The sequence below is a fragment of the Solimonas sp. K1W22B-7 genome, from assembly GCF_003428335.1.
Classification (GTDB): Bacteria; Pseudomonadota; Gammaproteobacteria; order Nevskiales; family Nevskiaceae; genus Solimonas_A.
Genome location: NZ_CP031704.1, coordinates 2,883,776 through 2,910,393, shown reverse-complemented (window position 1 = coordinate 2,910,393; position 26,618 = coordinate 2,883,776). Strand labels below are relative to the sequence as shown.

Genomic DNA, 26,618 nt, shown 5'->3' with positions numbered 1-26,618 from the left:
AACAATGGCCATTGAAATCAAAGTCCCCAACCTGCCCGAATCGGTCTCCTCCGCTACCGTCGCCACCTGGCACCTGAAGGCCGGCGACGCGGTCAAGCGCGAGCAGAACCTCGTTGACCTGGAAACCGACAAGGTCGTGCTGGAAGTGCCCGCCACCGCCGACGGCGTGATCACCGAAATCCGCGTGCAGCCGGGTGCCACCGTGCAGGCCGGCGACGTGCTCGGCATTCTCGAGGAAGGTGCCGCCGCCGCTCCGGCCGCCAGGGCCGAGGCGGCCAAGCCCGCCGCTGCGACGGCCGCGGCCGCTCCGGCCGCCGGCAACGAAGACCAGTCGCCCGCCGTGCGCAAGCTGCTGTCGGAGCTGGGCCTGTCGGCCTCGCAGATCAGTGGCAGCGGCAAGGGTGGTCGCCTGACCGTGGAAGATGTGAAGGCCCATGCCGCCAAGCCGGCGCCGGCCGCGCCGAAGGCTGCCGCGCCCGCCGCCGCGCCGTTGCCGCGCGTTGCCGGCGCCCGCGAGGAGCAGCGCGTGCCGATGACGCGCATCCGCCAGCGCATCGCCGAGCGCCTGCTGGAAGCCAAGAACAGCACCGCGATGCTGACCACCTTCAACGAGGTGGACCTCAAGGCGGTGTCGGAACTGCGCGCCCGCTACAAGGACCCCTTCGAGAAGTCCCACGGCGTCAAGCTCGGCTTCATGAGTTTCTTCATCAAGGCGGCGATCGAAGCGCTGAAGAAGTACCCGGTGCTGAACGCCTCGGTCGACGGCCAGGACGTCATCTACCACGGCTATTACGACATCGGCGTGGCTGTGTCCTCCGAGCGTGGCCTGGTGGTGCCGATCCTGCGCGATGCCGACCAGCATTCGATGGCGGAAATCGAGAAGGCGATCGGTGACTTCGGCAACCGCGCCAAGGCCAACAAGCTGACCATGGAAGACCTCACGGGAGGTACTTTCTCGATCACCAATGGCGGCGTGTTCGGCTCGATGATGTCGACGCCGATCCTCAACCCCCCGCAGTCGGCGATCCTGGGCATGCACGGCATCACCGAGCGCCCGATGGTGGTCAACGGCGAGATCGTGATCCGCCCGATGATGTACCTGGCGCTGTCCTACGATCACCGCGTCATCGACGGCAAGGAAGCCGTGCTGGGCCTGCGCACGATCAAGGAATGCCTGGAGGATCCGGCCAAGATCCTGCTGCAGCTGTAAAAAAGCGGGTTGGCTGTACCGACATCGGGCCCCATCACGGGGCCCGATTCGTTTTTGCGGGGCCTGCGGCATACTCGGCAGGCATGAGTCAGCCGCCACTGCACAACACTCCCGTTCCCTTCATCACGCTGCCCAACTGGGTCAACGCGGCGGCGCACTGCGGCTTCAACATTCGCCCGATCTTCGACGAGTTGGGTATCCAGACCAACCTGGTCAACCTGGAAGAGGCCACCATCAGCCTGCCGCTGCTGGGGCAGGCGATGGAGGCCTGCGTGGCGCGTTCGCGCGACCAGCATTTTCCCTTCATCCTGGGCGAAACTTTCGCTTTCGACTACCTGCCGGACATCGCCACCTTCCTGGCCACCGCGCCGACGCTGCGCGAGGCGGTGCGGGTGTTCGACTGGGTGCGCGAGCTGATCAACCCGATGATCGACGTGCGCCTGGAAGAGGAGGGCGACATCGCGCGCCTGCTGCTGCTGCGGGACCAGGACCCGGTGGAGCCGGCGGGTCGCATCGGTGCCTACTTCGTCGAATCGCTGTTCGCCGCCATCATCAAGTTCGGCCGCAGCATGGCCGCCGATCTCGAGGCCGAAGCCGTGTTGCGGCTGCGCTTCCCGGAGCCGCCGCATGCGGCGGTCTACGCGCGCTACTTCCAGCTGCCGGTGCGGTTCTCGCAGCCGGTCAATGCGCTGGAGTTTCCGCGCAACCGGCTCGACGCCCCCCTGGCCGGCGGTTTTCCATCCCTGCACGGCCAGGCCGAGCAGCGCGTCAGCCAGCGCCTGGCGCGCATGCCGCGGCGCAGCGGCCTGATCGCGGCCGTGGAGGCCGTGTTCGACCAGGAACCGCGGCTGCTGGGGCAAGGCATCGAACGCGTCGCCCAGCGCCTGGACCTGCACCCGCGGACCCTCCAGCGGCGCCTGCACGAGGAAGGCGAGGCCTTCGCCGACCTGCAGGGGCGGGTGCGCTACCGGCGGGCGCTCAAGGACCTGCAGGATCCGGCGCTGGACCTGGAGACGATCAGCGAGCGTCTGGGATTCTCCGACCGGCGCAGCTTCACCCGGGCGTTCACCCGCTGGGCGGGGGCGTCGCCTAGCGAGTTCCGGAAGCGCGGGGGCGGCAAGCCGCCCTTGTAGTGCTGGGGTGGGAGCGGGCTTGCCCGCGATCTTTTGGGGCGGCCGCTGGCCCTCCAACTGGGTGCGCCGAACTCCTCACATCTGGAGGACCGGGCTTTTAAATGAAGCTGATATTCGGGAGAATCCAGGCCATCCGGCCTAGTTGGCCACAGAACACCGCCGAAAAGGCTGTCGCAGGATCCCTTGGCCCGCTCAAACTCACGCGATGCCGCCTTTGAAGCCGGCATGAAACTCTTCACGGAACGCGGCTACAACGGCTGCAGCGTCCAGGACATCACGCAGGCGGCCGGGATTCCAAAGGGTTCTTTCTACAATCACTTCAAGAGCAAGGAAGCCCTGGCCGCGGACCTGGTGACCGAGTACGGGAAAGGCAGTACCGACCGGAGCATCCTGAGCGACTCCAAGGTTCCCGGGCTGACCCGGCTCAAGAAGCACTTCGCGGCCCTCAACGAATACTTCTCCCGATGCAACGACGGCTGCCTCGTCGGAAAGTTCATGGCCGAGGTGTCCGATGACACTCCACTGATCAGGGCAAGCCTCAGTGGTGTCCTGGACACCTGGGGCAGGCAAATCTCATCCGCTATCGCGGACGGGCAGAAGCAAGGCGCGATCCGAGGGGACCTCAAGGCCGACGACCTGGCCGCGTTCCTGGTCGACTCCTATGAGGGTGCCATCCTGCGAGCGCGCGTGGAACAGAATCCGCGTGCCTTGAAAACCTTCGTCAAGATCGTGTTCATGAGCATCCTGGCCTGACTCCCGTCAGACCTGCCGGCCAGTAAACATGCTGTTTCCGTTCGCGCTTTGCGCCGCCGGGACTTCCTCCTGCAGGACATCCCAGTGCTCGGCGATCTTGCCGTTCGAGACTCGAAAAATATCGACGCCCACCATGGGCTTCGGACCCCACCCCACGTAGCGCCCGTGAATCATGACGAAGTCGCCGTCGGCCATCACGAGACCAGGTTCGTAGCTGAAGTCGGGCGACAGCACCTGCAGTATCGCCTTGATCGCTGCCGTCCCGTTGGCGATCGACGGGTTGTGCTGCCGATAGTCGTCGCTGAAGAGGCGATCGAGAACGGTCGGATCGCGATCGATGAAAACACCCTTGATACCCGCCAGAACCAGTGCCTTGTTGCGCTCGGTTTCGTTTGATGACGCCATGACAAACCTCCTTCGTCAATGTTTCCGGATATGGCAGATCAGCTGCCGGTGAACCGGATCGGAAGGGCCTTGGGCCCACCCTTCAGGAGCGCCGACACCGACTCCCTGGCGTCGTTGCTGTCGATCAGCGGCATGACGGTCGGGAGCGTGATCTGATCCGCAGCACGGACCCCGCTCTCTTCATAGCGTCTGAGCATGGCCTTGATGGCCGCGTACGCGCGGGTTGGCCCCGAAGCCAATCTCGCGGCGAAGGCGCGTGCCTCCGAATGGAGTGCTTCAGCGGCGGTGACCCGGTTGACGATGTTCCACCGTTCAAAGGTTTCAGCGTCGTACAGACGCGCCGCCCCTGCGATCTCCAATGCCCTGGCGCTCCCTGCTCTCGCAGCAATGCGCTGGACGCCGCCAGCCAGTGGCGGAATACCGAGAGAAGCTTCCATGAAGCCGATCTTTGTACCCGCGGCCGCCCATAGATGGTCGAACCCCAACGCCAACTCCAGGCCTCCGGACGAGCATGCACCGTGGACGGCCGCGATCGTTGGCTTCGGCAGGGCTTCCATTTCCGAGATGAAGCCGATGTACTCGCCCAGCAGGCGATGCAAGTCTGCACGCGGCGTTTCCGCAAACAACTCCTTCACGTCGGCACCGTATGAAAATACCGCCCCCTCACCCGTCAGCAGGACAGCCCGAACGTCAGGCTCCCGCAGGCGCGGAAGAACGGAGCGGAGCCCGTCCAGAACCGCGCGATTGAGCCGGTTCATGTCTGGATTGGCCAGAGTCAATTCAGCCACCCCCGCATCGATACTCAACCTGATTGGTTCACTGGACATATCCGCTCCTGGCACTGCTTGGCTCTTGCTGTCCTGAAACCGCGATCAGCAGTCTCATCGACAAGATGGAAATCGTGCAGCTTCCCTCCCGCTAGGGGGTCAGCGTCGCCTCCAGGGAAGCATTCACCTCGTTCAGGAATTTGTACTCGGACGGGCCCACGTTGTTCCGGAAAAGCCGGGCCTCGTCGACCAGGACTTCTTCGGACTCCGTACCCAGAGCCTTCATCGTACCGGCGATGAACTGGTCGAGCGGCATTGCCCGCGAATCCGAAGGGTTGCCGAGGAGATCCGTGCCGACCCACGGCGGAGCGATCTCCTGGACCTTGACCGAAGTCTTGCGGAGCATGAACCGTTGGGACATCGCGTAGGAGTGCAGGAATGCCTTGGTCGCCGAGTAGATGGCGAACTGGGCGAGGGGAGTGAACGCCAGGCACGAGGAGTTGTAGATCACCCAGGAGGCAGGCTGCGTCTTGAGGTGCTCGATCAGTGCCGACGTCAGTCGGATCGATCCGAGCAGGTTCGTCTCGATCTGGCTCATCGTGGTGTTCTCGTCCAGCGCCTTGGCGGCGTTGTCGAACAGCATGATCCCGGCGTTGTTGATCAGGACATTGAGCGACGGATAGGCCTGCACCAGCTGCCTTGAGACCTCCTGGATTCCGGTAGCGTCCGCTACGTCGAGCTCCACGGACTCCATGCCCGGGTTTGCCTTGACGACACTGTCGAGCTGAGAACTACGCCGCCCGGCAATGATCACCTTGTTTCCCAGCTTGTGGAGTTCCTCGGCGAGTCCGCGGCCAATACCCGAGCCGCCGCCGGTGACGAGAATCGTATTGCCTGTGAGCTTCATGCTGATCTCCAAGTGAAAGGAAATGCCCCCGAGGGGCTCAATCGGGGAAGGCTGCTCCGAACATCGGCAAGCCGCTCCTGGATTCGCTTGCCGCGGCCTCGTTCTCCCACACGTCCCAGTGCTCGACGAGGCGTCCGTTTTCCAGCCTCACGATGTCGATCGCGATCAGCGCCCTGGGGGCACCGCTCCCGCTATACCGGCTGTGAACCATCACGTAGTCGCCTTCGGCGACGACGGGCCCGTGCTCCCATCGCGAGGATGGAGGGAGACTGCGCACGAGATCGAACAGGCCATCCCGACCTGGGCCGATATGTGCACTGTGCTGAAGATAGTCCGGTGACCAGAACTCCGCCGCGGCGGTGTAGTCGCGCCGGTTGAAGAGCGTATCGAGCGCCCTGAGAACGATGGCCTTGTTCGATTGCGCAGTGTTCGTGCTCATCCTGACTCCCTTGCCGGGCCTGAACGGTAGAAGCTGTGTGTCGGTCGATAATACGACCGGTCGTCTTGGATCACAAGAAATCCCATGGCGGGCCCCATGCCGCCGAAGCGATCTCAGCTCTCGCCCGGCAGCCGAGCCTTCCGGAGACGGTTGAGGAATCCGAGGGCCACCATACTGGTCATATAGCTCCTGGGTTTCCGCTGCATCTGATCTCCAACCAGCCTTGCCATGGCTTCACCGAATCCAATGCGGGGATACTCCGCCAGGATCTCTTGCATGGTCCGGCTATGGATGTCTTTCACCCCGAATCCCAGAACATCTGTGCCGGCGCCGAAGTGGATGAGAGCGATCTCGGGCTCGCGCTTGTGGGCAATACCCACAGAGTTGTGGAGCGCGATCATCTCGTGAACCAGATCCGATCTTTCAGCCGAGATGCCATGCCGCAGGCAATGTGACCGCGCGTCTCGGGCACCGTCGAGTTCGAATGTATCGCCGTGATCGTGTTCCTGGGTCAGGCCGAGGTCATGCATGACGCAGCCGAGAAACAGGACTTCGCGATCGATCTTCCTGGGCACCATGTGCGCCATCGCAACGGCAAACGCATGCGATCTCAGGCAGTGGTCGAGCAGGAAGGCAGGGCTGACCCGGGTCACCAGTTCCAACGCTTTCCGACACGCTTGGGAATCCGGCATTCCGTATTCGGCCCTGGCAACGAACGGCACCTCCTGCCGCTTGAGGGCCCTGATGGCGTTCGAGCGGACCTCACGGAGGTCGCGGGCGATGAACTGGCAGAGCAGCCAACCGCGCGAGGGTGACGGCTTGGATTTCGTCAGTTCCATGACTGGCCTAATAATGTACTGAATGGCATAATATTCCCTGCCCGATATATATGCAAGATGGTACAAATATGCCAAGAGGTCGCCCGCGGGAGTTCGACGAAGACGCTGCCCTGGAAGCCGCGATGCGCCTCTTCTGGTCCAATGGTTTCAGCGCCACGTCGCTGGACGACCTGGTGTCGGTGACGGGGTTGAATCGCCCGAGCCTCTACAACGCCTTCGGGAACAAGCTGTCGATCTACCGCCGTGCGTTCGCCCGCTTCGCGGAAAAGATGCGCAGCGATGCCGGCGCCGCGCTGATGGGCGGGGACTCGATCCAGGATGCGCTATTGGCTTTCTACAGCCAGATCATCCGCGTCTACATGGAGGACCCGGAGGCGCCCGGCTGCCTGGTGTTTTGCACCGCTCCTGCCGAGGCGTCGCGACATCCGGAGATCCGGTCGGACCTCAGCGGCTTGATCCAGGGACTGGACGGCTTCCTTGAAGCGCGCATCGAATCTGCGCGCAAGGCCGGGCAACTGCCGGAAGGCACCAGTTCTCGCGCGCTCGCCTCGATCGCGCAGGGCCTGCTGCACAGCCTGGCGGTGAGGGCGCGCGCCGGAGACACCGAAGCGCATCTTCGAAAGTTTGCGCGCGATTCGGTCGCGGCCATCTTCGGCAACAAAGTAGGCCCCGCCAAGGTAACGTCCTAGAAGAGTGGTGGGAGTCCGCGGCGTGCCCGGGTTCGTCGGAGCGGGAAGTAGTTTGGCCGACTGTGGCGCCCTCTGTAGTCTCTAGCGGGGACTGCCACCGCGAGCCGCCCGCGACGGTTCGGCTTTCCTGGACAGGATGCCCTCAGTTCTGCGAGTCCTCACGGCGAAAATCCGCGGCGAGATATTCGATCACTGCGCGACCGGCCGCCCTCGTGGCGCGACCCATCGGAAAGTAGGCATACACTGGGATGTCAACGGTCTTCCATTCCGGAAACAGCCGGATCAGCGATCCGTCCGTCAACTCGCGCCGGCATGCCCACAGGGTTGTCGAGGTGATCCCGATGCCCGCAGTGGCGGCGGCGACTGCACCTGAGTTTTCGTTGGTGGAGAAGTGCGGCTGCAGATCAACGGACAGCTTCTCCCCGTCACGTTCGAACGTCCATGCGCTCGGGACCGCCGAAGCCGGACCGCCCACGATTCGATGCGCGGACAAGTCGCCGGGCGTCTCCGGCACGCCGTATCGTTCGAGATACACCGGAGAGGCCGCGATGACTCGCGGGACCGTCGTCATCAACCTGGCGGTTGCGCTGGAGTCGCTTTGACGCCCGAGGCGAATGGCGACGTCGACAGCATCGCGCACGAGATCCTGCCGGCGATCCTCGAGCAGGAAATGCATACGTAGTCGGGGATGCTTTGCGGTGAAGGACGCGAGACGCGGGATCACTTCACGTACGCCGACACTGGTAGGCATGCTGAGCCGCACCACGCCACGAAGTTCTCCGCCTTCGCGGATGCTGTACTCGGCTTCGTCCAGGGCTGCGAGGATCGGTTCGATCCTGGCGAGAAATTCGCTGCCGCCTTCGGTTGGTACGACGGCGCGCGTCGTGCGGGTGAGCAGACGCCTCCCAAGATCTGCCTCCAGGTCGGCGACGATGCGCGAGACCTGTGGCTGCGACAGCCCACATTCGCGCGCCGCTGCCGAAAAACTGCCGAGCCTTGCAACCCGGGAGTAAAGCCTCAAGGCGAATATGTCCTTGAGACTGCTGGAGTTTATGGTTGCCATAAAGCGCGAAAATCCTCCGACGGTGCGGGCGCCAGGATTCATGCAGGATACGCATAAAACCTAGTGAGAAGCACTGTCTACCGGGCCAGCCGCGGAAAGCTCATCTTCATTCCGTCGCCGACAAAACGTCGGCCTACCGAATGGAGATGGACAATGACACAGCAAAGCAAAGGCACCGCCGTCGTCACCGGCGCATCGACCGGAATCGGCGCGCTCTATGCCGATCGTCTCGCCCGCCAGGGCTATGACCTCGTGATCGTGGCGCGCAATCGCGCCAGACTCGACGACCTCGCCAACCGCATCGGCCAGGAAACCGGCCGCTCCGTCCAGGTCGTCACCGCCGATCTGGCGGACCGCGCTGACCTCGCTCGCGTAGAGGAACTGCTGCGTACCGATGCCAGCGTCACCCTGCTGGTCAACAACGCCGGGGTGGGCGCGACGGCCAAGCTGCTCGATGCCGACATCGACAAGATGGAAGCCCTGATCGGCCTGAACGTCACCGCGCTGACCCGACTGACCTATGCGGCGGTGCCGCGCTTCGTCGCCCGTGGCGGCGGCACGATCATCAACATCTCCTCGATCGTGGCGGTCGCCCCCGAGCTGATGAACGGCGTCTACGGCGGCAGCAAGGCGTACGTGCTCGCCTTCAGCCAGTCGCTGCGCCACGAGCTTGCCGACAAGGGGGTCCGCGTTCAGGCGGTCCTGCCGGGGGCCACCGCAACCGACCTGTGGGAGCTGTCGGGGACGCCGATCCAGTACCTGCCGAAGGGCATCGTCATGGGCGCTGCGGCCATGGTCGATGCTTCGCTGGCCGGCCTGGCGCTGGGCGAGTTCGCAACCGTCCCGTCGCTGCCGGACATCGCCGACTGGGACGCCTATGAGGGCGCCCGCCAGAGGCTGATGCCCAATCTCTCGCGCGAGACGCCCGCAGAGCGCTACACCGTGACAGCGCAAGGCGCCGCGTAACGAAGATTGCTGGGCGGCCGCGGAGGGATCTCCGACCGCCTGGCTCCTTTCCCAGAATCGAGGAATCTCTCACATGAAATCCCCCAAAGACCTCCTGAACGAGTTGCTCTCCACCTCCTTCGTGGACCCTGCCGCTTCTGCGGCACTGTTTGCGGAGGATGGCGCGTTCGAAATGCCCTACCTCACAAGCTTCGGCTGGCCTGGGCGATATGAAGGCCGTGTGGCAATTGCCGAGTTCTTCGGACTCGTGCGCAGCCTCTACCCGAACCTCGCGTTCGAACGCCCGGCAATCTTGATCGAAGCCGCCGATCAGGTCTTTGCAGAGTATGGATTCGCCGCGACCTCCGTCCCGACAGGACGTGCCGTGCGACATCTCTTCATGGGGCGTCTGGTCGCCGAAGACGGGTACATCAAGCTACTGCGGGAATCCGTGAACGCCGTCGAGATCGCCCGAGCGGTCTTTCCGCAGGGCGTGCCGGACCTGCCAGCTGATGCCCCCTGGAGTCCGTTGCAGCCGGTAGCGAACGCTGGCTCGCGCTGAAAGCAGCCGACTTTCGTCCGTAGAGTCGCCACCGCCACCCAGAAGGACGCAAAGGCCATGAATGACCTTCTTGCTCTGGCGATCGAGGCCCATGGCGGCTTCGATCGCTGGAATTCCATCCGAACCATTGAAGCCGACCTTTCTGTTGGAGGGGCGCTCTGGGACATGAAACAGCTCCCTGGGATCTTCCGAGACAAACTCGTGGTGGCCGAAACACGGCGGCAGCGGCTGTCGCTTGCACCGTTCGGCGAAGGCCGGCTCGTGTTCACACCCGAACGGGTCTGGACCGAAGATGCCTCTGGGCGCTCGCTTCAGCACCGCGATGATGGGGCTGGAGCCTTTGCCGGGCACACGCAGGCCACCTCGTGGGATGCCTTGCACGCTGGCTACTTCAACAGCCAAGCGCTATGGACCTACCTGAGCCAGCCGTTCCTCTACGCCGCCCCTGGCTTCACGGTCGAGGAAATTGAACCTTGGGAGGAGGGGGGCGAGGTCTGGCGCAGCCTTCGTGTGACGTTCCCTGACACGATCATCAGCCACACGCGCACGCAGGTGACCCGCTTCGGTCCCGACGGCCTGATTCGCCGTCACGACTACACCGTCGACGTTCTTGGCGGGGCTCGTGGTTCAAATTACGCGAGCGAGTACCGGAATTTCGACGGCATAAAGGTGCCGACCCGGCGGCGCGTCTATGCCCACGACGATGCCATGCGAAAGGTGGGGGAACCGCTACTGGTCTCGATCGATATATCGCAAGTGCGGTTTATTTGACCACATCGCGCTGTCCTGGGGTACGCCGCGGCGCTGCTGTTGCTCGGTTCGATGCTCGTGGGAGCGGCAGCCGCAGACCGCCTACGCCGCAGTTGATCGGGTTCGCCCAGCATCAGCCAACCGATAGGCAGGACTCGTCGAAAGCCCCGGCGATCTGTCGCAAAATGTTCCCTACCGGTCGTTCAGGGTCATAGTCAGGCCTCCTCCCGGCTCCTAGAGTCGGATCAACATTCTGAGGAGGCCAAAACAAATGGACGGAGCGACCCAAGCCATCGTGCCCCGCAAGGGCCCGGATTTCGGGCTGGACGGAGACATCCCCCGGTACTGGTTCGGCGGCGATGCCTTCAAGACGCGATTCTTCGACGCCATGTCCCTGCTGTTTCCCGAGGGCGAGAAGTTCTTCATCGCCTGCGTGCGCGACTACCGCGACCAGGTGACGGACCCGGAGCTGAAGGTCCAGGTCAAGGACTTCATGTACCAGGAAGGCCAGCACGGCATGGTGCACACCCAGTTCAACGACCGCCTGAAGGCGCAGGGCATCGCCGTGGATCACATCCTCGACGAGCAGAAGCGCGTCATGTTCGGCTTCTTCCGCAAGCGGCTGCCGGCGGTCTATACCCTGGGCCAGACCGCGGCGGCGGAGCACATGACCGCGCTGATGGCGCATGGCTTCTTCTCCGCCGGACTGATGAAGGACGCCGATCCGCGCATCCGTGCGATGTACGCCTGGCATGCGGTCGAGGAGATCGAGCACAAGGCGGTGGCCTACGACGTCTTCAAGAAGGTGGCCAAGGGCAGCTGGCTGGTGCGCGTGCTGTCGATGCTGCAGGTGGCGCTGACCTTCCCGCTGCACGTGTTCGTGATCATGGCGCACATGTTCAAGATCGACGGCGTGAAGAACCGGCCGACCGTGTGGCTGCGCGGCCTCTGGTGGCTTTACGGGCCGGGCGGTCTCTACCCGCGCCTGTTGCCGCACTTCCTGATGTACTTCATGCCCGGCTTCCATCCCTGGAAGCACGGCGACATGGAGATCTACCGGCGCTGGACGCAGGCCTACGATCAGAGTGGCGACGCGATCGCTGCCGGCGACGTGGTTGCTTTGGGCGTTCCGGCCTGAACATCGCTTTCCCGTTCATCTCCTGCCAGCGGATTTCCTCCGGTCCCTGGCAGGAGAGGGCGGGGGCGGCGAGTCACCCCGGGGGCAATCTCGGCTAGACTTGCGGCATAAAAAGCCGTCAGGAATCCGATACCTGGATGAGCGTCGACCGGTGGGTGGTATGCGAGCAATGCGATGCGGTCCATGCCCGGCGCGAGCTGCAGCCGGGTGAGGTCGCGGACTGCGTGCGCTGTGGCCACCAGCTCTACCGGCATCACCGTTTCGATGTGGAGATGCTGCTGGCGCTGACGCTGACCACGGCCATCGCCTTCCTGCTCGCCAACGTCTATCCCATCATCGCCCTTGATGCGCAGGGGGCGTACAACGCCGCCACGATCTGGGGAGCGGTGATCGCCACCTGGGAATCCGGGGTGGCGCCGGTGGCCTTCATTGCCGCCCTGCTGGTGTTCTTCTTCCCGCTGGCGCAGATACTGCTGTTCGCCTACGTGCTGCTGGGCCTGCATGGCGGGCGCCGCCCCGGCGAATTCCGCCAGGCCATGCATGCCTTGTCGCTGATGCAGCCCTGGAGCATGGCCGAGGTGTTCATGCTCGGCATCCTGGTCGCCATCGTGAAGCTGCAGGGCGTGATGACCGTGATTCCGGGCATCGGCCTGTGGAGCTTCGCGGTGCTGACGCTGCTTTTGGCCGCGCTCACCTCCTACGATCTGCAGGACCTGTGGGACATCGCCGAACGCCTCGACGGCGACGGCGGCCCCGTTGCGCGGGAGCCGGCATGAGCGCAGGGATCGTGACGGCCGCCGAGCGCGGACTGATCGGCTGTCACCGCTGCGGCCACGTGGTCGAGCGCCCGTCGCCGGCCCCTGCCGGCGACTGCGGGCGCTGCGGCGCGGCCTTGCACCGGCGCAAGCCGCAGAGCCTGGAACGCTGCTGGGCTTTCCTGATCGCGGCGATGATCCTGTACATCCCGGCCAACACGTTGACGATGATGCGCACCATCAATCCCTTCAATTCCACCGACGACACGATCATCAGTGGCGTCGTCTATCTCTGGGTGGCCGGCACCCCGGAGCTGGCGGTGATCGTGTTCGTGGCCAGCGTGATGGTGCCGATCGGCAAGTTCATCGCCCTGCTGATCCTGCTGCTCAGCGTGCGACGGGGCAGCGATCGTGACCGCGCCGGCCGTACACGGCTGTATCGCATCATCGAGCGCATCGGCCACTGGTCGATGCTCGACGTCTTCGTCGTCGCCTTGCTGGTGGCCCTGGTCCGCTTCGATCTGTTCGGCCGCGTCGAGGCCGGCGGCGGGGCGATCTGTTTCGGTGCCGTGGTGCTGCTGACGATGATGGCCTCCCTTAGTTTCGACCCCCGCCTGATCTGGGATACTCCCGCACGCCATGACTGAATCCGACGAAGGCCTGCCCGAACCGCAGGTGCGCAAGCCTCCCCGCTGGCAGTTCTCGCTGGTCTGGCTGGTGCCGCTGGTCGCGGCCCTGATCGGCCTGGGCCTGCTGGTCCGCGCCTGGACCCAGGCCGGCCCGGTGATCACCCTCCAGTTCAAGAGCGCGGAGGGACTGGAGGAGGGCAAGACCCAGCTGCGCTTCAAGGACGTGGTGATCGGCAAGGTGCGCACGATCGACCTCAGCAAGAACTTCTCGAGCGTCAAGGTCAAGGTGGAACTGAACAAGGACGCCGCGCGCGTCGCCGTGGCCGATTCGCGTTTCTGGGTGGTACGTCCACGTGCCGACCTGGGCGGTGTTTCGGGCCTGGGCACGTTGCTGTCGGGTGCCTATATCGGTGTGGACATCGGCCAGTCCCAGACCAGCCAGCGCCTCTTCCAGGGTCTGGAGGTGCCACCGGCGGTGACCAACGACCGCGTCGGCCGCGGGTTCAGGCTGCTGGCCGACGATCTCGGCTCGCTCAACCTGGGTTCGCCGCTGTACTACCGCCGCGTGCCGGTGGGACGCATCGTCGGCTACGAACTGGACAAGGATGGCCGCGGCGTCAGCCTGCAGGCCTTCGTCGATGCCCCCTACGACCGTTTCGTGACGCCTGCCAGCCGCTTCTGGAATGCCAGCGGCGTGGACGTCAGCGTCGGGGCCCAGGGTTTCAAGCTCAACACCCAGTCCCTGGTCAGCGTGCTGGCCGGCGGCGTTGCCTTCCAGAGCATCGACAACGGCGCCCAGCCCGCCGCCCAGGGCACGCGCTTCCGCCTGTACAACGACGTGGCCGCGGCGATGGCGCCGCAGGACAAGGTGCAGCTGCGCCTGCGTCTGCGCTTCTACCAGTCGGTGCGCGGGCTGGCCGTGGGCGGACCGGTGGATTTCCACGGCCTGCAGCTGGGCGAGGTGACGGCGATCGATTTCGAGTACGACGCTTCGCGCCAGCGCTTCGCGGCCGACGTCGCCGCGGTGATCTACCCGGAGCGGCTCGGCAACGCCTATCTCGCGCTGCGTGCCCAGGCCAGGCAGGCCGATGAGGCGCCGCGCCGCGTGTTCGAGCGGCTGATCGCCCAGGGCATGCGCGCGCAGCTGCGCAGCGGCAACCTGCTGACCGGACAGCAGTATGTGGCCCTGGAATTCGTGCCCAAGGTCGAATCGACGCTGGCGCCTGCGCAGGTCGGGGCACTGACCATGCCGACCGTGCCGGGCAGCTTCGACCAGATCCAGTCGCAGATCGCCAGCATCGTCGACAAGGTCGAGAAGATTCCCTTCGACGAGATCGGCGCGCAGCTGCGCGACAGCCTGCGCGATGCCGACCAGTTGCTGAAGACGCTGGACGGCAAGGTGGCCCCGGAGATGCAGCAGACGCTGGAGCAGGCGCGCCAGACGCTGGGTACCGCCGAGCAGGCCCTGGCCAGCGATGCGCCGTTGCAGCAGGACCTGCGCGGCACCCTGGAGTCGGTGGACCGGGCGGCGCGCTCGCTGCGGTCGCTGACCGAGGGGCTGCAGCGCCACCCGCAATCGCTGCTGCGCGGCAAGCCGGACGATCCGCTGCTGCTGCGCCTGTCGCCCCTGCCCGAAGAGGGACTGGAGTCCCGCAAGCCATGAAGAACTGCGTATTGTTGCTGTCGGTCCTGCTGCTGGCGGCCTGCGCCTCGGCCGCGCCGCTGCGCTACTACACCCTGGCCGCGCCGCAGGCCGCTGCCGCCGTGCCGGCCTCGCGCTGGATCGACGTGCTGCCGGTGTCGGTGCCGGCGCAGGTGGATACGCCGCTGCTGGTGGTGCGCCAGGGCGACGAGCGCCTGGTGCTGCTGGAGCAGCAGCAGTGGGCGGCGCCCCTGGATACCGAGATCCGCGGCGCCCTGGTGGCGGCCCTGGCCGTGCAGGGCATCCGCGACGTGCATGCCCTGCCGGCGCCGGCGGATGCAACGCCGCAGAGGTTCAAGCTGGACGTGCAGGCTTTCGAGACGGTTCCCGGCCGTGCCGTGCGCTGGGAGGCGGTCTGGAGCCTGCGCGGCGGTGCCGGCGGCAAGGCCGCCGCCCTGACCTGTGCCTTTGCCGGGCAGGAGCCGGTGGGGGGCGAGGCGGCCGAACTGGTGGCCGGACACCAGCGCCTGCTGCGCCGGCTGGCGGCGCAGGTGGCCGCCGCGCTGGCGCCGGGCGCCGCGCCGGGCTGCCCGGGCTGAATCGCGCCTAATTCAAAACAGGGTGGCCGCGCTGCACACGCGGCGCGCTAAAATAGCGATGCCCTCAAGGAAAAGAACATGAGCGAACAATACGACGTCGTTGTCATTGGCGGCGGCCCCGCCGGTTACCCCTGCGCGATCCGCGCCTCCCAGCTCGGTTTCAAGACCGCCTGCATCGACGCCTGGGTCAACAAGGACAGCACGCCGGCCTTCGGCGGCACCTGCCTCAACGCCGGCTGCATCCCCTCCAAGGCCCTGCTGGAGTCCTCGGAGCTGGTGCACCGCGCCCAGCACGAGTTCGCCAAGCACGGCATCGGCGTCGGCGACGTCAAGGTCGACCTGGCGAAGATGCAGGCACGCAAGACCGAGGTCTCCAAGGCCCTCACCGGCGGCATCAAGCAGCTGTTCGCCTCGGCCAAGGTCACCGGCCTGTTCGGCACCGGCAAGCTGCTGGGCAACGGCCAGGTCGAGTACAAGTCGCACGACGGCAAGACCGAGGTGCTGAGCGCCAAGCACATCGTCATCGCCACCGGCTCCGAGCCGGTCAACCTCAGCAAGATCGCCGCCTTCGACGGCGAGCGCATCGTGGATTCCTGGGGAGCGCTGGACTTCACCGAGGTGCCGGCCCGCCTCGGCGTGATCGGCGCCGGCGTGATCGGCGTGGAACTGGGCAGCGTCTGGTCGCGCCTGGGCGCCAAGGTCACCATCCTGGAGGCCCTGCCGGGCTTCCTGCCGATGGTCGACGCGGCGATCTCCAAGGAGGCTCTGCGCCACCTGACCAAGCAGGGCCTGGACATCCGCTTCGGCGCCAAGGTGTCCGGCGCCAAGGCCGGCAAGAAGGGCGTGACCGTCGAGTTCGAGCAGGATGGCAAGACCCTGAGCGAAGAATTCGACAAGCTGATCGTCGCCGTCGGCCGCCGCCCGAACACCACCGGCCTCAATGCCGACGGCGTCGGCGTCAAGCTGACCGACCGCGGCTTCGTGCAGGTGGACCCGCACTACAAGACCAGCGTCCCCGGCATCTATGCCGTGGGTGACGTCATCGGCGGTGCCATGCTGGCGCACAAGGGCATCGAAGAGGGCGTGGCCCTGGCCGAGCAGCTCGCCGGCCACCACACCCAGGTCAACTACAACGTGGTGCCGAGCGTGGTCTACACCGCGCCCGAGATCGCCTGGGTGGGCCTGTCCGAAGAGCAGGCCAAGGCGGCCGGCCACGAGGTCAAGACCGGCAGCGGTTCCTTCATGTCCAGCGGCCGCGCCAAGGCCATGGAGCAGGCCGCCGGCACGATCAAGGTGATCTCCGACGCCAAGACCGACCGCATCCTCGGCGTGCACGCCGTAGGCCCGTTCGTGTCCGAACTGATCGCCGAGGCGGTGGTCGCAATGGAGTTCGCCGCCACCACCGAGGACATCGCGCTGATCATGCATGCGCATCCCTCGCTGGCCGAGACCTTCCACGACGCGATCCTGCTGGTGGATGGCCGTGCGGTGCACGCGGTGAACAAGCCCAAGCGCGCCTGATGGCGCGCCACAAGAAATCGAGGAGCGACCTGGTGAAAGCAAAGATTGGATTCGGTCTGGTTCTGGCCGCGGCAACCCTGCCGGCCGCCGCGGCGGGTTTCGACGCCGCCATCGGCGAGGAAGCGGTGCGCGTGGGCCTGACCGGCGACCTGTCGTCGGTGTTCGGCGGCGCCAAGGGCCAGTACGACCTGGGGGCGCTGTGGCGCTCGGAAGACGGCGGCGACGCCTTCGTGCCGCATGTCGGCGTGCTGCTGACCGGCGACGCCGGTGCCCGTGACGCCAAGGTCGTCGCCGGCCTGGGCATCCGCGCCGCCTACATCGACGGCGAGAACGACGACGGCGCGGCGATCGCGCTGGGCGGCCAGGTCGATGTGCGCATCCCGGGCTACGACCGCATCGCCCTGGGCGCCTACGCCTACGGCGCTCCGGAAGTGACCAGCTTCGGCGATGTCGACAGCTACTACGACATCGGCGTCAGCGTCGGCTATGAAGTGATCAAGGACGCCTCGGTCTACGTCGGCTGGCGCCAGGTCCAGGCCGACATCGATCCCAACGGCGAGATCGAGGCCGACGACGGCTTCCACCTCGGCCTGCGTCTCAACTTCTAAGAGGTCGCGAACGAGTCATGGGACGTGGCCCGAGTATCGAAGCGCGCAAGAACGCCACCGACGCGGCGCGCGGCAAGCTGTTCACCAAGTTCATTCGCGAGATCACCGTCGCCGCGCGTACCGGCGGCGTCGATCCCAAGGCCAATTCGCGGCTGCGCATCGCCATGGACAAGGCGCTGACCGCGAACATGACCAAGGACACGATCGAGCGCGCGATCAAGCGCGGCTCCGGCGAGGGCAACGCCGACGCCTTCGAGGAAATCCGCTACGAGGGCTACGGGCCCGGCGGCGTCGCGATCATGGTCGACTGCATGACCGACAATCCGACCCGCACCGTCGCCGAAGTCCGTCATGCCTTCAGCAAGTGCGGCGGCCATATGGGCACCAGCGGCTCGGTGGCCTTCCAGTTCAGCCGCAGCGGGCAGATCCTGTTCGAGAGCGGCGGCGACGCGGCGCTGGAGGAGAAGATCCTGGAGCAGGCCCTGGAGGCCGGTGCCGACGACGTGATCAACCACGACGAGGTCACCGAGGTGCTGGTGGCGCCGGAGTCCTTCGTCGCGGTCAAGGCGGCGCTGGAAGCGCAGGGCCTGAAGCCGGTGCAGGCCGACATCACGATGCGGCCGGGCAACACCAGCGCGGTCTCGGGCGAGCAGGCGGCGGCGCTGCAGAAGCTGATCGACATGCTCGAGGATCTGGACGACGTGCAGAAGGTCTATTCGAACGCCGAGTTCGCGTGACCGGTACCCGCATCCTCGGCATCGATCCCGGCTCGCGCTACACCGGCTACGGCGTGATCGAGGTTGCGGGTTCCAAGAGCCGATACCTGGCCTGCGGGCGCATCAATGCCACGGTCGGCGAGATGCCGCAGCGCCTGCTGAAGATCCTGCAGGGCCTGGGCGAGGTGATCGCCGAGTTCCAGCCGCAGGAAGTGGCGCTGGAAGAAGTGTTCGTCAGCAAGAACATGGCCAGCGCCCTGGTGCTGGGGCAGGCGCGTGGTGCCGCGATCTGTGCCGTGGCGCAGGCCGGCCTGCCGCTGGCCGAGTACGCCGCCGCCCAGGTCAAGCTGGCGCTGGTCGGCAACGGCCGCGCCGAGAAGCTGCAGGTGCAGCACATGGTCAAGGTGCTGCTCAATGTGCGCGAGGTGGCGATGGCCGCCGACGCCGCCGACGCGCTCGCGGTAGCGCTGACCCATGCGCACGTGCGTTCCACTAAGATGCGCAGTGGACTCACCCTGAACAAGGCTTGGGGATAGGTTCGAAAAGCATCAGTCCGCAAATGAACGCAAAGAACGCAAATAAAAGCATTGCGATGGGTTGGATTCCGGGATGCTCCAGGGTCTTTGCATTTGCGTTCATTTGCGTTCATTCGCGGACTGAAGGTTGTTGCGCGGGGAGCGATACATGATCGGCCGGATCACCGGAAAGCTGGTGCTGAAGCAGCCGCCGCTGCTGCTGGTGGACGTGGGCGGCGTCGGCTACGAGCTGGAAGCGCCGATGTCCACCTTCTACAAGCTGCCGGCGGTGGGCGAGGGCGTCAGCCTGCATACGCACCTGACGGTGCGCGAGGACGCGCACCTGCTGTTCGCCTTCGGCAGCACCACCGAGAAGGCGCTGTTCCGCGAGCTGATCAAGATTTCCGGCGTCGGCCCCAAGCTGGCGCTGGCGATCCTGTCCGGCGTCAGCGTCGAGGACTTCTGGGAAACCGTGCGTGCCGGCGACGTCGTACGCCTGACGAAAATCCCCGGCGTCGGCCGCAAGACCGCCGAGCGCCTGGTGGTGGAGATGCGCGACAAGGCCGGCGGTGCCGCCGCGGCCGGAGTCGTCTCCGCCGCCCCGGCCGTCGGCACCCTGCCGCTGCAGGAGGCGCGCGCCGCGCTGGCGGCGCTGGGCTACAAGCCGGCCGAGATCCAGCGTTTCACTGATGCGGTCCACAAGGACGGCATGAGCACCGAGCAGATCATCCAGGAGGCGCTGAAGCGCGCCGTGCGATGAGCGAAGCCCCGCGCATCATTTCCGCCGGCGCCTCCACGGACGAGGAGCGCATCGAGCGCGCGATCCGTCCGCACCGCCTGCGGGACTACGTCGGCCAGCCGGCGGTCAAGGAACAGATGGGTATCGCCATCGAGGCGACGCGTCGCCGCGGCGACGCGCTGGACCACGTGCTGATCTTCGGTCCGCCGGGCCTGGGCAAGACCACGCTGGCGCATATCCTGGCCGAGGAGCTGGGCGTGAACCTGCGCCAGACCTCCGGGCCGGTGCTGGAGCGCGCCGGCGACCTCGCCGCGCTGCTGACCAACCTGGAGCCGCGCGACCTGCTGTTCGTCGACGAGATCCATCGCCTGTCGCCGGTGGTGGAGGAAGTGCTCTACCCGGCGATGGAGGACTACCAGCTCGACATCATGATCGGCGAAGGGCCGGCGGCACGGTCGATCCGCCTGGACCTGCCGCCGTTCACGCTGGTGGGTGCCACCACCCGCGCCGGCGCGCTGACCAGCCCGCTGCGCGACCGTTTCGGCATCGTGCAGCGCCTGGAGTTCTACAATATCGAGGACCTGACCAGCATCGTCACGCGCAGTGCCTCGATCCTGAAGGCCGGCATCGATCCGGGCGGGGCGCTGGAGATCGCGCGCCGCTCGCGCGGCACGCCGCGCATCGCCAACCGCCTGCTGCGCCGCGTGCGCGACTACGCCGAGGTGCGCGGCGACGGCACCATCTCCGCGCCCACCGCGGCGGCGGCAATGAAGCTGCTCGACGTGGACTCCAACGGTTTCGACCTGATGGACCGCAAGCTGCTGCTGATGCTGATCGAGCGCTTCGACGGCGGCCCGGCCGGCCTGGACAACCTCGCCGCCGCCATCGGCGAGGCGCGCGACACCATCGAGGACGTGATCGAGCCCTACCTGATCCAGCAGGGCTACCTGATGCGCACGCCGCGCGGCCGCGTGGCCTGCAAGCTGGCGTACCAGCACTATGGCCTGAAGATGCCCGACCGCCTGGCCACCCCGGACCTTTTCACGCCATGACCGCCCGCCATGACCACTGAATGCTGCTGGCCGATCCGCGTCTACTACGAAGATACCGACGCCAGCGGCGTGGCCTACCACGCCAACTACCTGCGCTGGCTCGAGCGGGCTCGCACCGAGTGGTTGCGCGGGCAGGGTTACGGGCAGGAGCGGCTGCGATTGGAACTGGGGGTGGCCTTCACGGTCTCGACCCTCGAAATCGACTACCGCAAGCCGGCGCGGCTGGACGACGAACTGGAAGTGCTCACCCGGATCGCGGAACTTCGGCGCGCCAGCCTGATCTTTGAACAGTCGCTGTCGCGTGCCGGCGAGACGCTCACGACCGCCAGGGTTCGCATCGCTTGTGTGGACGCAGCGACCTTTCGTCCGAAAGCCCTGCCACCCGGGCTCTTCTGAAGGCATCGTCAACTGCTAGAATTTCCTACAGATCGCAGGGCAGTTTGTTATAATTCTGCGATTAATCAAAATATTAGTTGATGTTTACTAACAATCCCCGGCCAGCAGGCGCCGCAAGGCGTTCCGTAGCCATGACAAGGATGAACCCATGAACGACGGCATGTCGATGACCAAACTGATCCTCGATGCGAGCGTGCTCGCCAAGGTCGTCCTGCTGCTGCTGGTCGCGGCCTCGGTCATGTCCTGGTACGTGATCTTCTCCAAGCGCGGCCTGTTCTCGCGCATGGGCGCCGCGGCCGAGAAGTTCGAGGACCGCTTCTGGAGCGGCGGCAACCTCGCCGACCTCTACGAATCGGTGCGCAAGAATCAGGAGACCGAGGGCCTGGCGGCGATCTTCACCGCCGGCTACGAGGAATACACGCGCCAGCAGACCTCCGGGCGCAGCGCCCCGGAGGACCAGCTGGCCGCGGTGGCGCGCCAGATGCGCGTGGCCCAGGTGCGCGAGGTCGAGCGCCTCGAGGGCGGCCTGGCGCTGCTGGCCACGATCGGCTCCACCAGCCCCTACGTCGGCCTGTTCGGCACGGTCTGGGGCATCATGAACGCCTTCGTCAACATCGGCGCGCAGAAGCAGGCTTCGCTGGCCACGGTCGCCCCCGGCATCGCCGAGGCCCTGATCGCCACCGCCATGGGCCTGTTCGCCGCCATCCCGGCCGTGATCGCGTACAACTTCTTCACGCGCTCGGTGGAAAGCATGGAAAACCGCTACCACACCTTCGCCGAAGAGATGCTGGGCATCATCGACCGCGGGCTGCGTCACGCCCGCCCGGCCTGAGGAGCCCGCCATGGCGCGCCGCAAGCTTTCCTCCGAAATGAACGTCGTGCCGTACATCGACGTCATGCTGGTGCTGCTGGTGATCTTCATGGTGACCGCGCCGCTGATGACGCAAGGCATCGAGGTGGACCTGCCAGACGTCAAGGCGCAGTCGATGAGCCAGGACGACGAGGACCGCATCCTGTCGGTCGATCCCAAGGGTGGCTACCACCTCAACTGGGTCGGCGAAGGCAAGCCCGTCGTCAGCGACGACGACGTGGTGACCGAGGTCCAGGGCCTGCTGGCCAAGAAGCCCGAGCAGATGATCCTGGTCCATGGCGACCGGAAGACTCCCTACGAGAACGTGGCCAGGGCCATGGGCCTGCTCAGTGATGCCGGCGCCAAGAAGATCGGTTTCGTCACTGACGAGCCGCAGGAAGAGCGCGCCAGGCGTTGATGAAAGACAAGCGCTCACTGGTCTTCTCGATCGTCCTGCATGTGCTCGTTTTCGGAGCGCTGATCTTCTCGTCGTTCTTTCACCGCAAGCCCGAGCCGATGCGCGTGATCGAGGCCGCCCTGATCCAGGGTGGCGGCAAGGCGGTGCCCAATCCGCAGCCGGTGGAGCCCAAGCCGTTGCCGCCGGCTCCCAGGCCGATGCCGGAACCGCCGCCGCCCGAGCCCAAGGAGCCTCCCAAGGAGGACCCGGTCAAGCAGGCGCAGGAAAAGGCCAAGGAAGAAGAGAAGCGCAAGCTCGCCGAGGAAAAGAAGGAAAAGCAGCGCGTCCAGGACGAAGAGCGCAAGATCAAGGAAGCGCTGATCAAGGAAGAGGCCGAGCGCAAGCGCCAGGAAGAGGTCAAGAAGAAGCAGGAAGAGGCGCAGAAGAAGGCTGAGGAAGAGCGCCTGCGCAAGGAACAGGAACAGCGCCAGAAGCAGGCGGTCGAGGATGAGCGCAAGCGCATGCTCGACGAGGAGCAGAAGGCGATCGACGATGCCCGCAAGGCACGCGCGGCCGAGGACAAGCGCCGCAAGGACGCCCTGGCTGCCGCTGCGGCGGCCGAGCAGGCCGCGCGCGATGCCGCGATCATTGGTGCATTCCAGGCGACCTGGGGCGACTTGATCGCGTCGCGCGTGCGCAAGTTCTGGCAGCGTCCGCCGGCCAGCGCCGACAACTTCACCTGCGTGGTCGAGGTCAAGATGAACCCCGACGCTTCGGTGATCAGCGCGCGCGTGGTGCGCAGCTGCGGCACCGCGGCGCTGGACCGTTCGGTGGAGCAGGCCGTGGTCAAGGCCAGCCCGCTGCCGTCGCCGCCGGACCCTCGCGCGATGCCGCCGGACCGCACCCTCAAGATCACGTTCTGCCCCACGGTAGGTGGCTGCTAGCCCCCTCCCGGTGCAGCTTCCGGCCTGAACGCCAGAACTTTTTCCCCATGGCGAGAGTCACTTAGGGGAGAACTTTGGCGTAAAGGCCGGTTTTTGAATCACAATATGCCCTGCGGCCCTGCCGGCGCCGCCCTTCAAGGTTGCCTCATGACGTTCAAGAAACTGCTTGCCGCATTGCTGCTCCTGGCTACCGTCCCGGCCCAGGCCGCGCTGGAAATCTCCGTCAGCGGTGCCGACGTGGCGCCCCTGCCGATCGCCTTGGTGCAGTTCCAGGCGACCCCGGAGGTGCCGCTGGACGTGGCCCAGGTGGTGGAGAACGACCTGGTGCGCAGCGGCCGCTTCAAGGCCCTGCCGCGCAGCGCCATGCCGCAGAGTCCGACCGCGCCTGGGCAGGTGGTCAAGGACGGCTGGGTGTCGGCGGGCATCGACAATCTGGTGATCGGTCAGATCGGCAAGTCGGCCAGCGGCTACTACGCGCGCTTCTTCCTGGTGGACACCGTCAGCGGCCAGGAGCTGCTGAGCCACCAGTTCACCGTGACCACTCCGGCGCAGATGCGCACGGTGGCACACATGATCGCGGACATGATCTACGAGAAGCTGCTCGGCATCCCGGGCTACTTCAACACCAAGATCGCCTACGTGGCCGCCAGCGGCTACGGTCCGGCGCGCAGCTTCCAGCTGATCGTGTCGGACTCCGACGGCGAGGCGCCGCGCGTGCTGGCCACTTCGCGCGAGCCGATCCTGTCGCCCAACTGGTCGCCGGACCGCAAGCAGCTGGCCTTCGTCGGCTACAACCGCGGCCGCTCGGCCGTGATGATCTACACGCTGGCCAGCGGCCAGGTGCGCACCCTGGTGTCCGAGCCGGGCATCAACAGCTCCCCGGCCTGGTCGCCCGACGGCAGCCGTATCGCCGTGGTGCTGTCCTTCGAGAACAACCCGGACATCTACGTCATCGACCTGGCCAGCAACAAGCGTCGCCGCCTCACCGACCACTACGGCATCGACACCGAGCCCTCCTGGTCGCCGGACGGCAGCAAGCTGGTCTTCACCTCGGACCGTGGCGGCCAGCCGCAGATCTACGAGATCAGCGCCAATGGCGGCGACCCGCGGCGTGTCAGCTTCGAAGGCCGCCAGAACCTGCGCCCCAGCTACTCGCCGGACGGCAAGTCGGTGGCGTTGGTCAACGCCGACGGCGGCCGCTACCGCATCGGCCTGCTGGACCTGGCCGGAGGCGGCCTGCGCCTGCTCAGCGACGGCCCGCAGGACGAGGGCCCGCAGTTCGCCCCGGGCGGCGCAGTCATCATCTACGCCACGCAGGGACGCGCCGGCGGCGCGGAACTTGCGACCGTATCGGTCGACGGGCGCGTCCGCACGCGCCTGCGCCAGGCGGGCGATATCCGGGAACCGGCATGGTCCCCGGTGACGCCCGTTGTCCGTTAAATTGCCGCTCTCCAGCTTTCGCACCCTCAAGAACACATAGGAGTCACCCCACATGACCAAGAACATCCTCATCACGGGCGCGCTGGTTGCCGCCCTGGCCCTGGCGGGCTGCTCGGGCAAGAAGAACGTCCGTCCGGCGGCGCCCCCGGCTGATTCCGTCGGCCAGTCCAGCCCCTACGGCGAAGGCTACGGCAGCACGCCGCCGCCGGCCCCTATCGGTGAGTCCAGCGGCAGCGTCGATGCCGAGCGCGCCCTGAACAACAACATCATCTACTTCGAATACGACAGCACCGCCATCAGCGCCGAGGGCGAGGGCGTGGTGTCCAAGTACGCCAGCTACCTGCAGGGCAACCCGACCGCCCGCGTGCGCCTGGAAGGCCATGCCGACGAGCGCGGCACCCGCGAGTACAACCTGGGCCTCGGCGAGCGCCGTGCGCAGGCCGTGGAAGCTGCGCTGCAGGCCAAGGGCGTCGCTGCCAACCAGCTGACGATCCTGTCCTACGGCGAAGAGCGTCCGGCGGTGTCGGGCCATGACGAGTCCAGCTGGACCCAGAACCGTCGCGTCCAGCTGATCCGCCAGTAAACTCGCCACCTAAATCCTCGGGGGAACAGGTCCATGTCCACACGTCGTCTGATTGCTGCATTCGTTGCTCCTGTCGCGCTGCTTGCCGGCTGCGCCAGCTCCGACTTCGGCGGCAACATCAGCGGTAGCGGAGATGCCCTGTCCCCCGAGGAGCGGCGCCTGCAGCGTACGGAGACCAAGGTCGCCGAGCTGTCGCGCCGACTGGATGCGGTCAACCTGGCCGGCATGGACCAGGAAAACCAGCGCCTGCGTGACGATATCCGCGCCATGCGCGGCGAGATGGAGCGCATGCGCTACGAGTTCGACCAGCAGCAGCGCCGCAACAAGGACCTGGCTGCGGAACTCGACCGGCGCCTGCAGCGCTTCGAGATGCCGCAGGGCATCGTCAATACCGGCTCCGCGCCGACGGGAATGTCCACGGTGCCTTCGGTGACCCCGGGTACCGTGGTATCGGTGCCGCAGCCGGCGGCACTCCCGCCGCCGTCGGTTCCGCCCACCGCGGCGCTGCCCAGCGTGTCCGGCGGTCCGGTGGTGATCTCCTCCGGTGGCGGTGCCACGGTGGAAGAGGAGACCGCGTACCTCGCGGCCTTCGACGAATTCAAGAACGGCAAGTACGACAACGCCATCCGCGGCTTCAAGAACATGGTCTCGCAGTGGCCGCAGGGCACCTACGCGCCGAACGCCTTTTTCTGGATGGGCGAGATGTACACCATCAAGCGTGACTACAAGTCGGCGCTGACCAGCTTCCAGACCATCCTGCAACGCTTCCCGGCCAGCCCCAAGGTACCGGACGCGATGCTCAAGGTGGGCCTGACCCAGCTGGAACTGAAGTCGGAGGCCGATGGCCGCGCAACGCTGCAGCGCGTGATCTCGACCTATCCGAATTCCAATGCCGCCAAGCTCGCGGCGCAGCGGCTGAATCCGCCGAAGTAAGGAACACCCCGCTGTGAGCAACACCGCTCCAGGGTCAGCACCGGAAGCGGTGCGGCTCAAGATCACCGAGATATTCCACTCGCTGCAGGGGGAGTCGTCCCTGGTCGGCTGGCCCACGGTTTTCGTGCGTCTGACCGGTTGCCCGCTGCGCTGCCAGTACTGCGACACCACCTATTCCTTCTACGGCGGGGAGTGGCGCACGCTGCCGCAGATCCTGGAAGAGGTGGCCAGCCACGGCGCCCGCCATGTCTGCGTCACCGGCGGCGAGCCGCTGGCGCAGAAGAACTGCCTGCCGCTGCTGGCACAGCTCTGCGATGCCGGCTACGTCGTCTCGCTGGAGACCAGCGGAGCGCTGGACATCGGCAGCGTGGACCCGCGCGTGATCCGCGTGGTGGACCTGAAGACGCCGGACTCCGGCGAGCTGGCGAAGAACCGCCTGGCCAACATCGAGCTGCTGACCCCGCGCGACGAGTTGAAGTTCGTGCTGTGCTCGCGCGCCGACTACGACTGGGCGCGCGGCATGCTGGCCGAGCATCGCCTGGCCGAGCGCTGCGGCGTGCTGTTCTCGCATGCGCACGGACAGCTGGAAGCGCGCGACCTGGCCGACTGGATCATCGCCGACCGCCTGCCGGTGCGTTTCCAGACGCAGTTGCATAAAGCCCTGTGGGGCAATCAGCCGGGACGCTGAGACGAGCCTGG

Annotated in this window: 32 protein-coding genes; 26 read left to right on the top strand and 6 right to left on the bottom strand. The window is 66.0% G+C overall.

All coding sequences use genetic code 11. The features are described 5' to 3' along the window. The first annotated feature begins 4 nt into the window (after nt 1-4). The 3 genes from odhB to D0B54_RS13250 all read left to right on the top strand — a co-directional run bounded on the left by odhB (nt 5) and on the right by D0B54_RS13250 (nt 3,096). Nucleotides 5-1,210 carry a 2-oxoglutarate dehydrogenase complex dihydrolipoyllysine-residue succinyltransferase gene (gene odhB, locus D0B54_RS13260; protein ID WP_117291790.1) on the top strand — a complete coding sequence of 402 codons (1,206 nt, stop codon included), beginning with the start codon at nt 5-7 and terminating at the stop codon, nt 1,208-1,210. An 83-nt stretch (nt 1,211-1,293) separates the two neighbouring features. Next, the gene (locus D0B54_RS13255) at nt 1,294-2,343 is read left to right on the top strand and encodes an AraC family transcriptional regulator (protein ID WP_162932403.1); all 1,050 of its coding nucleotides are present in this window, start codon (nt 1,294-1,296) and stop codon (nt 2,341-2,343) included. A 225-nt stretch (nt 2,344-2,568) separates the two neighbouring features. Beyond that, nucleotides 2,569-3,096, top strand: coding sequence for a TetR/AcrR family transcriptional regulator (locus tag D0B54_RS13250; protein WP_117291788.1), 528 nt, complete (start codon nt 2,569-2,571; stop codon nt 3,094-3,096). Between the two features lie 6 nt (nt 3,097-3,102). Here D0B54_RS13250 and D0B54_RS13245 read toward each other — a convergent pair whose 3' ends face one another. From D0B54_RS13245 to D0B54_RS13225, 5 genes are all read right to left on the bottom strand, one after another. Further along, a complete protein-coding gene (locus tag D0B54_RS13245) occupies nt 3,103-3,501 on the bottom strand; it encodes a nuclear transport factor 2 family protein (protein ID WP_117291787.1) in 399 nt (132 codons plus the stop codon). Between the two features lie 38 nt (nt 3,502-3,539). Next, nucleotides 3,540-4,328 (bottom strand): enoyl-CoA hydratase/isomerase family protein, encoded by a 789-nt coding sequence (locus D0B54_RS13240; protein WP_117291786.1) that lies wholly within the window; start codon nt 4,326-4,328, stop codon nt 3,540-3,542. Nucleotides 4,329-4,419: 91 nt separating this feature from the next. Beyond that, nucleotides 4,420-5,175, bottom strand: a complete 756-nt coding sequence (locus tag D0B54_RS13235; protein WP_117291785.1) for an SDR family oxidoreductase — start codon at nt 5,173-5,175, stop codon at nt 4,420-4,422. Between the two features lie 37 nt (nt 5,176-5,212). After that, the gene (locus tag D0B54_RS13230) at nt 5,213-5,614 is read right to left on the bottom strand and encodes a nuclear transport factor 2 family protein (RefSeq protein WP_117291784.1); all 402 of its coding nucleotides are present in this window, start codon (nt 5,612-5,614) and stop codon (nt 5,213-5,215) included. 113 nt (nt 5,615-5,727) lie between these two features. Then, complete coding sequence (locus tag D0B54_RS13225; protein WP_205527116.1) at nt 5,728-6,453, bottom strand: HD domain-containing protein; 726 nt, start codon at nt 6,451-6,453, stop codon at nt 5,728-5,730. A 122-nt stretch (nt 6,454-6,575) separates the two neighbouring features. On the opposite strand from D0B54_RS13225, the gene D0B54_RS13220 reads away from it, so the two are divergent. Further along, on the top strand, nt 6,576-7,142 hold the full coding sequence (locus D0B54_RS13220) for a TetR/AcrR family transcriptional regulator (protein ID WP_162932402.1): 567 nt from the start codon (nt 6,576-6,578) through the stop codon (nt 7,140-7,142). 142 nt (nt 7,143-7,284) lie between these two features. Here D0B54_RS13220 and D0B54_RS13215 read toward each other — a convergent pair whose 3' ends face one another. Next, nucleotides 7,285-8,205, bottom strand: a complete 921-nt coding sequence (locus D0B54_RS13215) for a LysR family transcriptional regulator (RefSeq protein WP_117291782.1) — start codon at nt 8,203-8,205, stop codon at nt 7,285-7,287. A 153-nt stretch (nt 8,206-8,358) separates the two neighbouring features. Between D0B54_RS13215 and D0B54_RS13210 the strand changes: the two genes are divergently transcribed. The 22 genes from D0B54_RS13210 (at nt 8,359) to queE (ending at nt 26,607) form a co-directional block, all read left to right on the top strand. Beyond that, a complete protein-coding gene (locus tag D0B54_RS13210; RefSeq protein ID WP_117291781.1) occupies nt 8,359-9,171 on the top strand; it encodes an SDR family NAD(P)-dependent oxidoreductase in 813 nt (270 codons plus the stop codon). Between the two features lie 73 nt (nt 9,172-9,244). After that, nucleotides 9,245-9,712 carry a nuclear transport factor 2 family protein gene (locus D0B54_RS13205; RefSeq protein WP_117291780.1) on the top strand — a complete coding sequence of 156 codons (468 nt, stop codon included), beginning with the start codon at nt 9,245-9,247 and terminating at the stop codon, nt 9,710-9,712. Between the two features lie 57 nt (nt 9,713-9,769). Beyond that, nucleotides 9,770-10,483 carry a hypothetical protein gene (locus D0B54_RS13200; protein WP_117291779.1) on the top strand — a complete coding sequence of 238 codons (714 nt, stop codon included), beginning with the start codon at nt 9,770-9,772 and terminating at the stop codon, nt 10,481-10,483. Nucleotides 10,484-10,733: 250 nt separating this feature from the next. Continuing rightward, on the top strand, nt 10,734-11,600 hold the full coding sequence (locus D0B54_RS13195; protein WP_117291778.1) for a metal-dependent hydrolase: 867 nt from the start codon (nt 10,734-10,736) through the stop codon (nt 11,598-11,600). A 137-nt stretch (nt 11,601-11,737) separates the two neighbouring features. Further along, nucleotides 11,738-12,376 carry a paraquat-inducible protein A gene (locus tag D0B54_RS13190; RefSeq protein WP_117291777.1) on the top strand — a complete coding sequence of 213 codons (639 nt, stop codon included), beginning with the start codon at nt 11,738-11,740 and terminating at the stop codon, nt 12,374-12,376. Continuing rightward, nucleotides 12,373-13,002: a paraquat-inducible protein A gene (locus D0B54_RS13185; protein WP_117291776.1), complete on the top strand. Its 630-nt coding sequence runs from the start codon at nt 12,373-12,375 to the stop codon at nt 13,000-13,002. The genes D0B54_RS13190 and D0B54_RS13185 overlap by 4 nt, the downstream gene beginning before the upstream one ends. Continuing rightward, nucleotides 12,995-14,647, top strand: coding sequence for a PqiB family protein (locus D0B54_RS13180; protein WP_117291775.1), 1,653 nt, complete (start codon nt 12,995-12,997; stop codon nt 14,645-14,647). The genes D0B54_RS13185 and D0B54_RS13180 overlap by 8 nt, the downstream gene beginning before the upstream one ends. Continuing rightward, nucleotides 14,644-15,225, top strand: coding sequence for a PqiC family protein (locus D0B54_RS13175; protein ID WP_117291774.1), 582 nt, complete (start codon nt 14,644-14,646; stop codon nt 15,223-15,225). Before D0B54_RS13180 ends, D0B54_RS13175 begins: the two co-directional genes overlap by 4 nt. 78 nt (nt 15,226-15,303) lie before the next feature. Beyond that, on the top strand, nt 15,304-16,746 hold the full coding sequence (lpdA, locus tag D0B54_RS13170) for a dihydrolipoyl dehydrogenase (RefSeq protein ID WP_117291773.1): 1,443 nt from the start codon (nt 15,304-15,306) through the stop codon (nt 16,744-16,746). 32 nt (nt 16,747-16,778) lie between these two features. Next, the gene (locus tag D0B54_RS13165; RefSeq protein WP_162932401.1) at nt 16,779-17,354 is read left to right on the top strand and encodes a YfaZ family outer membrane protein; all 576 of its coding nucleotides are present in this window, start codon (nt 16,779-16,781) and stop codon (nt 17,352-17,354) included. 17 nt (nt 17,355-17,371) lie between these two features. Further along, nucleotides 17,372-18,091, top strand: coding sequence for a YebC/PmpR family DNA-binding transcriptional regulator (locus D0B54_RS13160; protein ID WP_117291771.1), 720 nt, complete (start codon nt 17,372-17,374; stop codon nt 18,089-18,091). Next, nucleotides 18,088-18,606: a crossover junction endodeoxyribonuclease RuvC gene (ruvC, locus tag D0B54_RS13155; protein ID WP_117291770.1), complete on the top strand. Its 519-nt coding sequence runs from the start codon at nt 18,088-18,090 to the stop codon at nt 18,604-18,606. The genes D0B54_RS13160 and ruvC overlap by 4 nt, the downstream gene beginning before the upstream one ends. Nucleotides 18,607-18,754: 148 nt before the next feature. After that, nucleotides 18,755-19,345, top strand: a complete 591-nt coding sequence (gene ruvA / locus D0B54_RS13150; RefSeq protein ID WP_117291769.1) for a Holliday junction branch migration protein RuvA — start codon at nt 18,755-18,757, stop codon at nt 19,343-19,345. Then, on the top strand, nt 19,342-20,376 hold the full coding sequence (gene ruvB / locus D0B54_RS13145; protein ID WP_117291768.1) for a Holliday junction branch migration DNA helicase RuvB: 1,035 nt from the start codon (nt 19,342-19,344) through the stop codon (nt 20,374-20,376). The genes ruvA and ruvB overlap by 4 nt, the downstream gene beginning before the upstream one ends. 9 nt (nt 20,377-20,385) lie before the next feature. Continuing rightward, complete coding sequence (gene ybgC, locus D0B54_RS13140; RefSeq protein ID WP_117291767.1) at nt 20,386-20,772, top strand: tol-pal system-associated acyl-CoA thioesterase; 387 nt, start codon at nt 20,386-20,388, stop codon at nt 20,770-20,772. Nucleotides 20,773-20,920: 148 nt separating this feature from the next. Next, a complete protein-coding gene (tolQ, locus tag D0B54_RS13135; protein WP_117291766.1) occupies nt 20,921-21,604 on the top strand; it encodes a protein TolQ in 684 nt (227 codons plus the stop codon). A 10-nt stretch (nt 21,605-21,614) separates the two neighbouring features. Beyond that, a complete protein-coding gene (gene tolR / locus D0B54_RS13130; protein ID WP_117291765.1) occupies nt 21,615-22,040 on the top strand; it encodes a protein TolR in 426 nt (141 codons plus the stop codon). Further along, nucleotides 22,040-22,963 (top strand): cell envelope integrity protein TolA, encoded by a 924-nt coding sequence (tolA, locus tag D0B54_RS13125; protein ID WP_117291764.1) that lies wholly within the window; start codon nt 22,040-22,042, stop codon nt 22,961-22,963. The genes tolR and tolA overlap by 1 nt, the downstream gene beginning before the upstream one ends. A gap of 147 nt (nt 22,964-23,110) precedes the next feature. Continuing rightward, nucleotides 23,111-24,403 (top strand): Tol-Pal system beta propeller repeat protein TolB, encoded by a 1,293-nt coding sequence (gene tolB, locus D0B54_RS13120; RefSeq protein ID WP_240433423.1) that lies wholly within the window; start codon nt 23,111-23,113, stop codon nt 24,401-24,403. Nucleotides 24,404-24,455: 52 nt separating this feature from the next. Beyond that, the gene (gene pal, locus D0B54_RS13115) at nt 24,456-24,986 is read left to right on the top strand and encodes a peptidoglycan-associated lipoprotein Pal (RefSeq protein WP_117291762.1); all 531 of its coding nucleotides are present in this window, start codon (nt 24,456-24,458) and stop codon (nt 24,984-24,986) included. A 33-nt stretch (nt 24,987-25,019) separates the two neighbouring features. Beyond that, entirely contained in the window at nt 25,020-25,919 is a 900-nt protein-coding gene (gene ybgF / locus D0B54_RS13110; RefSeq protein WP_117291761.1) for a tol-pal system protein YbgF, read from the top strand. 13 nt (nt 25,920-25,932) lie between these two features. Next, complete coding sequence (gene queE / locus D0B54_RS13105; protein ID WP_117291760.1) at nt 25,933-26,607, top strand: 7-carboxy-7-deazaguanine synthase QueE; 675 nt, start codon at nt 25,933-25,935, stop codon at nt 26,605-26,607. The last annotated feature ends 11 nt before the right edge of the window (nt 26,608-26,618 follow it).

Excerpts from the sequence above, each read along its gene's own strand:
- odhB (WP_117291790.1), top strand. The coding sequence starts at position 5 with ATGGCCATTGAAATCAAAGTCCCCAACCTGCCCGAATCGGTCTCCTCC.
- D0B54_RS13255 (WP_162932403.1), top strand. The coding sequence starts at position 1,294 with ATGAGTCAGCCGCCACTGCACAACACTCCCGTTCCCTTCATCACGCTG.
- D0B54_RS13250 (WP_117291788.1), top strand. The coding sequence starts at position 2,569 with ATGAAACTCTTCACGGAACGCGGCTACAACGGCTGCAGCGTCCAGGAC.
- D0B54_RS13245 (WP_117291787.1), bottom strand. The coding sequence starts at position 3,501 with ATGGCGTCATCAAACGAAACCGAGCGCAACAAGGCACTGGTTCTGGCG.
- D0B54_RS13240 (WP_117291786.1), bottom strand. The coding sequence starts at position 4,328 with ATGTCCAGTGAACCAATCAGGTTGAGTATCGATGCGGGGGTGGCTGAA.
- D0B54_RS13235 (WP_117291785.1), bottom strand. The coding sequence starts at position 5,175 with ATGAAGCTCACAGGCAATACGATTCTCGTCACCGGCGGCGGCTCGGGT.
- D0B54_RS13230 (WP_117291784.1), bottom strand. The coding sequence starts at position 5,614 with ATGAGCACGAACACTGCGCAATCGAACAAGGCCATCGTTCTCAGGGCG.
- D0B54_RS13225 (WP_205527116.1), bottom strand. The coding sequence starts at position 6,453 with ATGGAACTGACGAAATCCAAGCCGTCACCCTCGCGCGGTTGGCTGCTC.
- D0B54_RS13220 (WP_162932402.1), top strand. The coding sequence starts at position 6,576 with ATGCGCCTCTTCTGGTCCAATGGTTTCAGCGCCACGTCGCTGGACGAC.
- D0B54_RS13215 (WP_117291782.1), bottom strand. The coding sequence starts at position 8,205 with ATGGCAACCATAAACTCCAGCAGTCTCAAGGACATATTCGCCTTGAGG.
- D0B54_RS13210 (WP_117291781.1), top strand. The coding sequence starts at position 8,359 with ATGACACAGCAAAGCAAAGGCACCGCCGTCGTCACCGGCGCATCGACC.
- D0B54_RS13205 (WP_117291780.1), top strand. The coding sequence starts at position 9,245 with ATGAAATCCCCCAAAGACCTCCTGAACGAGTTGCTCTCCACCTCCTTC.
- D0B54_RS13200 (WP_117291779.1), top strand. The coding sequence starts at position 9,770 with ATGAATGACCTTCTTGCTCTGGCGATCGAGGCCCATGGCGGCTTCGAT.
- D0B54_RS13195 (WP_117291778.1), top strand. The coding sequence starts at position 10,734 with ATGGACGGAGCGACCCAAGCCATCGTGCCCCGCAAGGGCCCGGATTTC.
- D0B54_RS13190 (WP_117291777.1), top strand. The coding sequence starts at position 11,738 with ATGAGCGTCGACCGGTGGGTGGTATGCGAGCAATGCGATGCGGTCCAT.
- D0B54_RS13185 (WP_117291776.1), top strand. The coding sequence starts at position 12,373 with ATGAGCGCAGGGATCGTGACGGCCGCCGAGCGCGGACTGATCGGCTGT.
- D0B54_RS13180 (WP_117291775.1), top strand. The coding sequence starts at position 12,995 with ATGACTGAATCCGACGAAGGCCTGCCCGAACCGCAGGTGCGCAAGCCT.
- D0B54_RS13175 (WP_117291774.1), top strand. The coding sequence starts at position 14,644 with ATGAAGAACTGCGTATTGTTGCTGTCGGTCCTGCTGCTGGCGGCCTGC.
- lpdA (WP_117291773.1), top strand. The coding sequence starts at position 15,304 with ATGAGCGAACAATACGACGTCGTTGTCATTGGCGGCGGCCCCGCCGGT.
- D0B54_RS13160 (WP_117291771.1), top strand. The coding sequence starts at position 17,372 with ATGGGACGTGGCCCGAGTATCGAAGCGCGCAAGAACGCCACCGACGCG.
- ruvA (WP_117291769.1), top strand. The coding sequence starts at position 18,755 with ATGATCGGCCGGATCACCGGAAAGCTGGTGCTGAAGCAGCCGCCGCTG.
- ruvB (WP_117291768.1), top strand. The coding sequence starts at position 19,342 with ATGAGCGAAGCCCCGCGCATCATTTCCGCCGGCGCCTCCACGGACGAG.
- ybgC (WP_117291767.1), top strand. The coding sequence starts at position 20,386 with ATGACCACTGAATGCTGCTGGCCGATCCGCGTCTACTACGAAGATACC.
- tolQ (WP_117291766.1), top strand. The coding sequence starts at position 20,921 with ATGAACGACGGCATGTCGATGACCAAACTGATCCTCGATGCGAGCGTG.
- tolR (WP_117291765.1), top strand. The coding sequence starts at position 21,615 with ATGGCGCGCCGCAAGCTTTCCTCCGAAATGAACGTCGTGCCGTACATC.
- tolA (WP_117291764.1), top strand. The coding sequence starts at position 22,040 with ATGAAAGACAAGCGCTCACTGGTCTTCTCGATCGTCCTGCATGTGCTC.
- tolB (WP_240433423.1), top strand. The coding sequence starts at position 23,111 with ATGACGTTCAAGAAACTGCTTGCCGCATTGCTGCTCCTGGCTACCGTC.
- pal (WP_117291762.1), top strand. The coding sequence starts at position 24,456 with ATGACCAAGAACATCCTCATCACGGGCGCGCTGGTTGCCGCCCTGGCC.
- ybgF (WP_117291761.1), top strand. The coding sequence starts at position 25,020 with ATGTCCACACGTCGTCTGATTGCTGCATTCGTTGCTCCTGTCGCGCTG.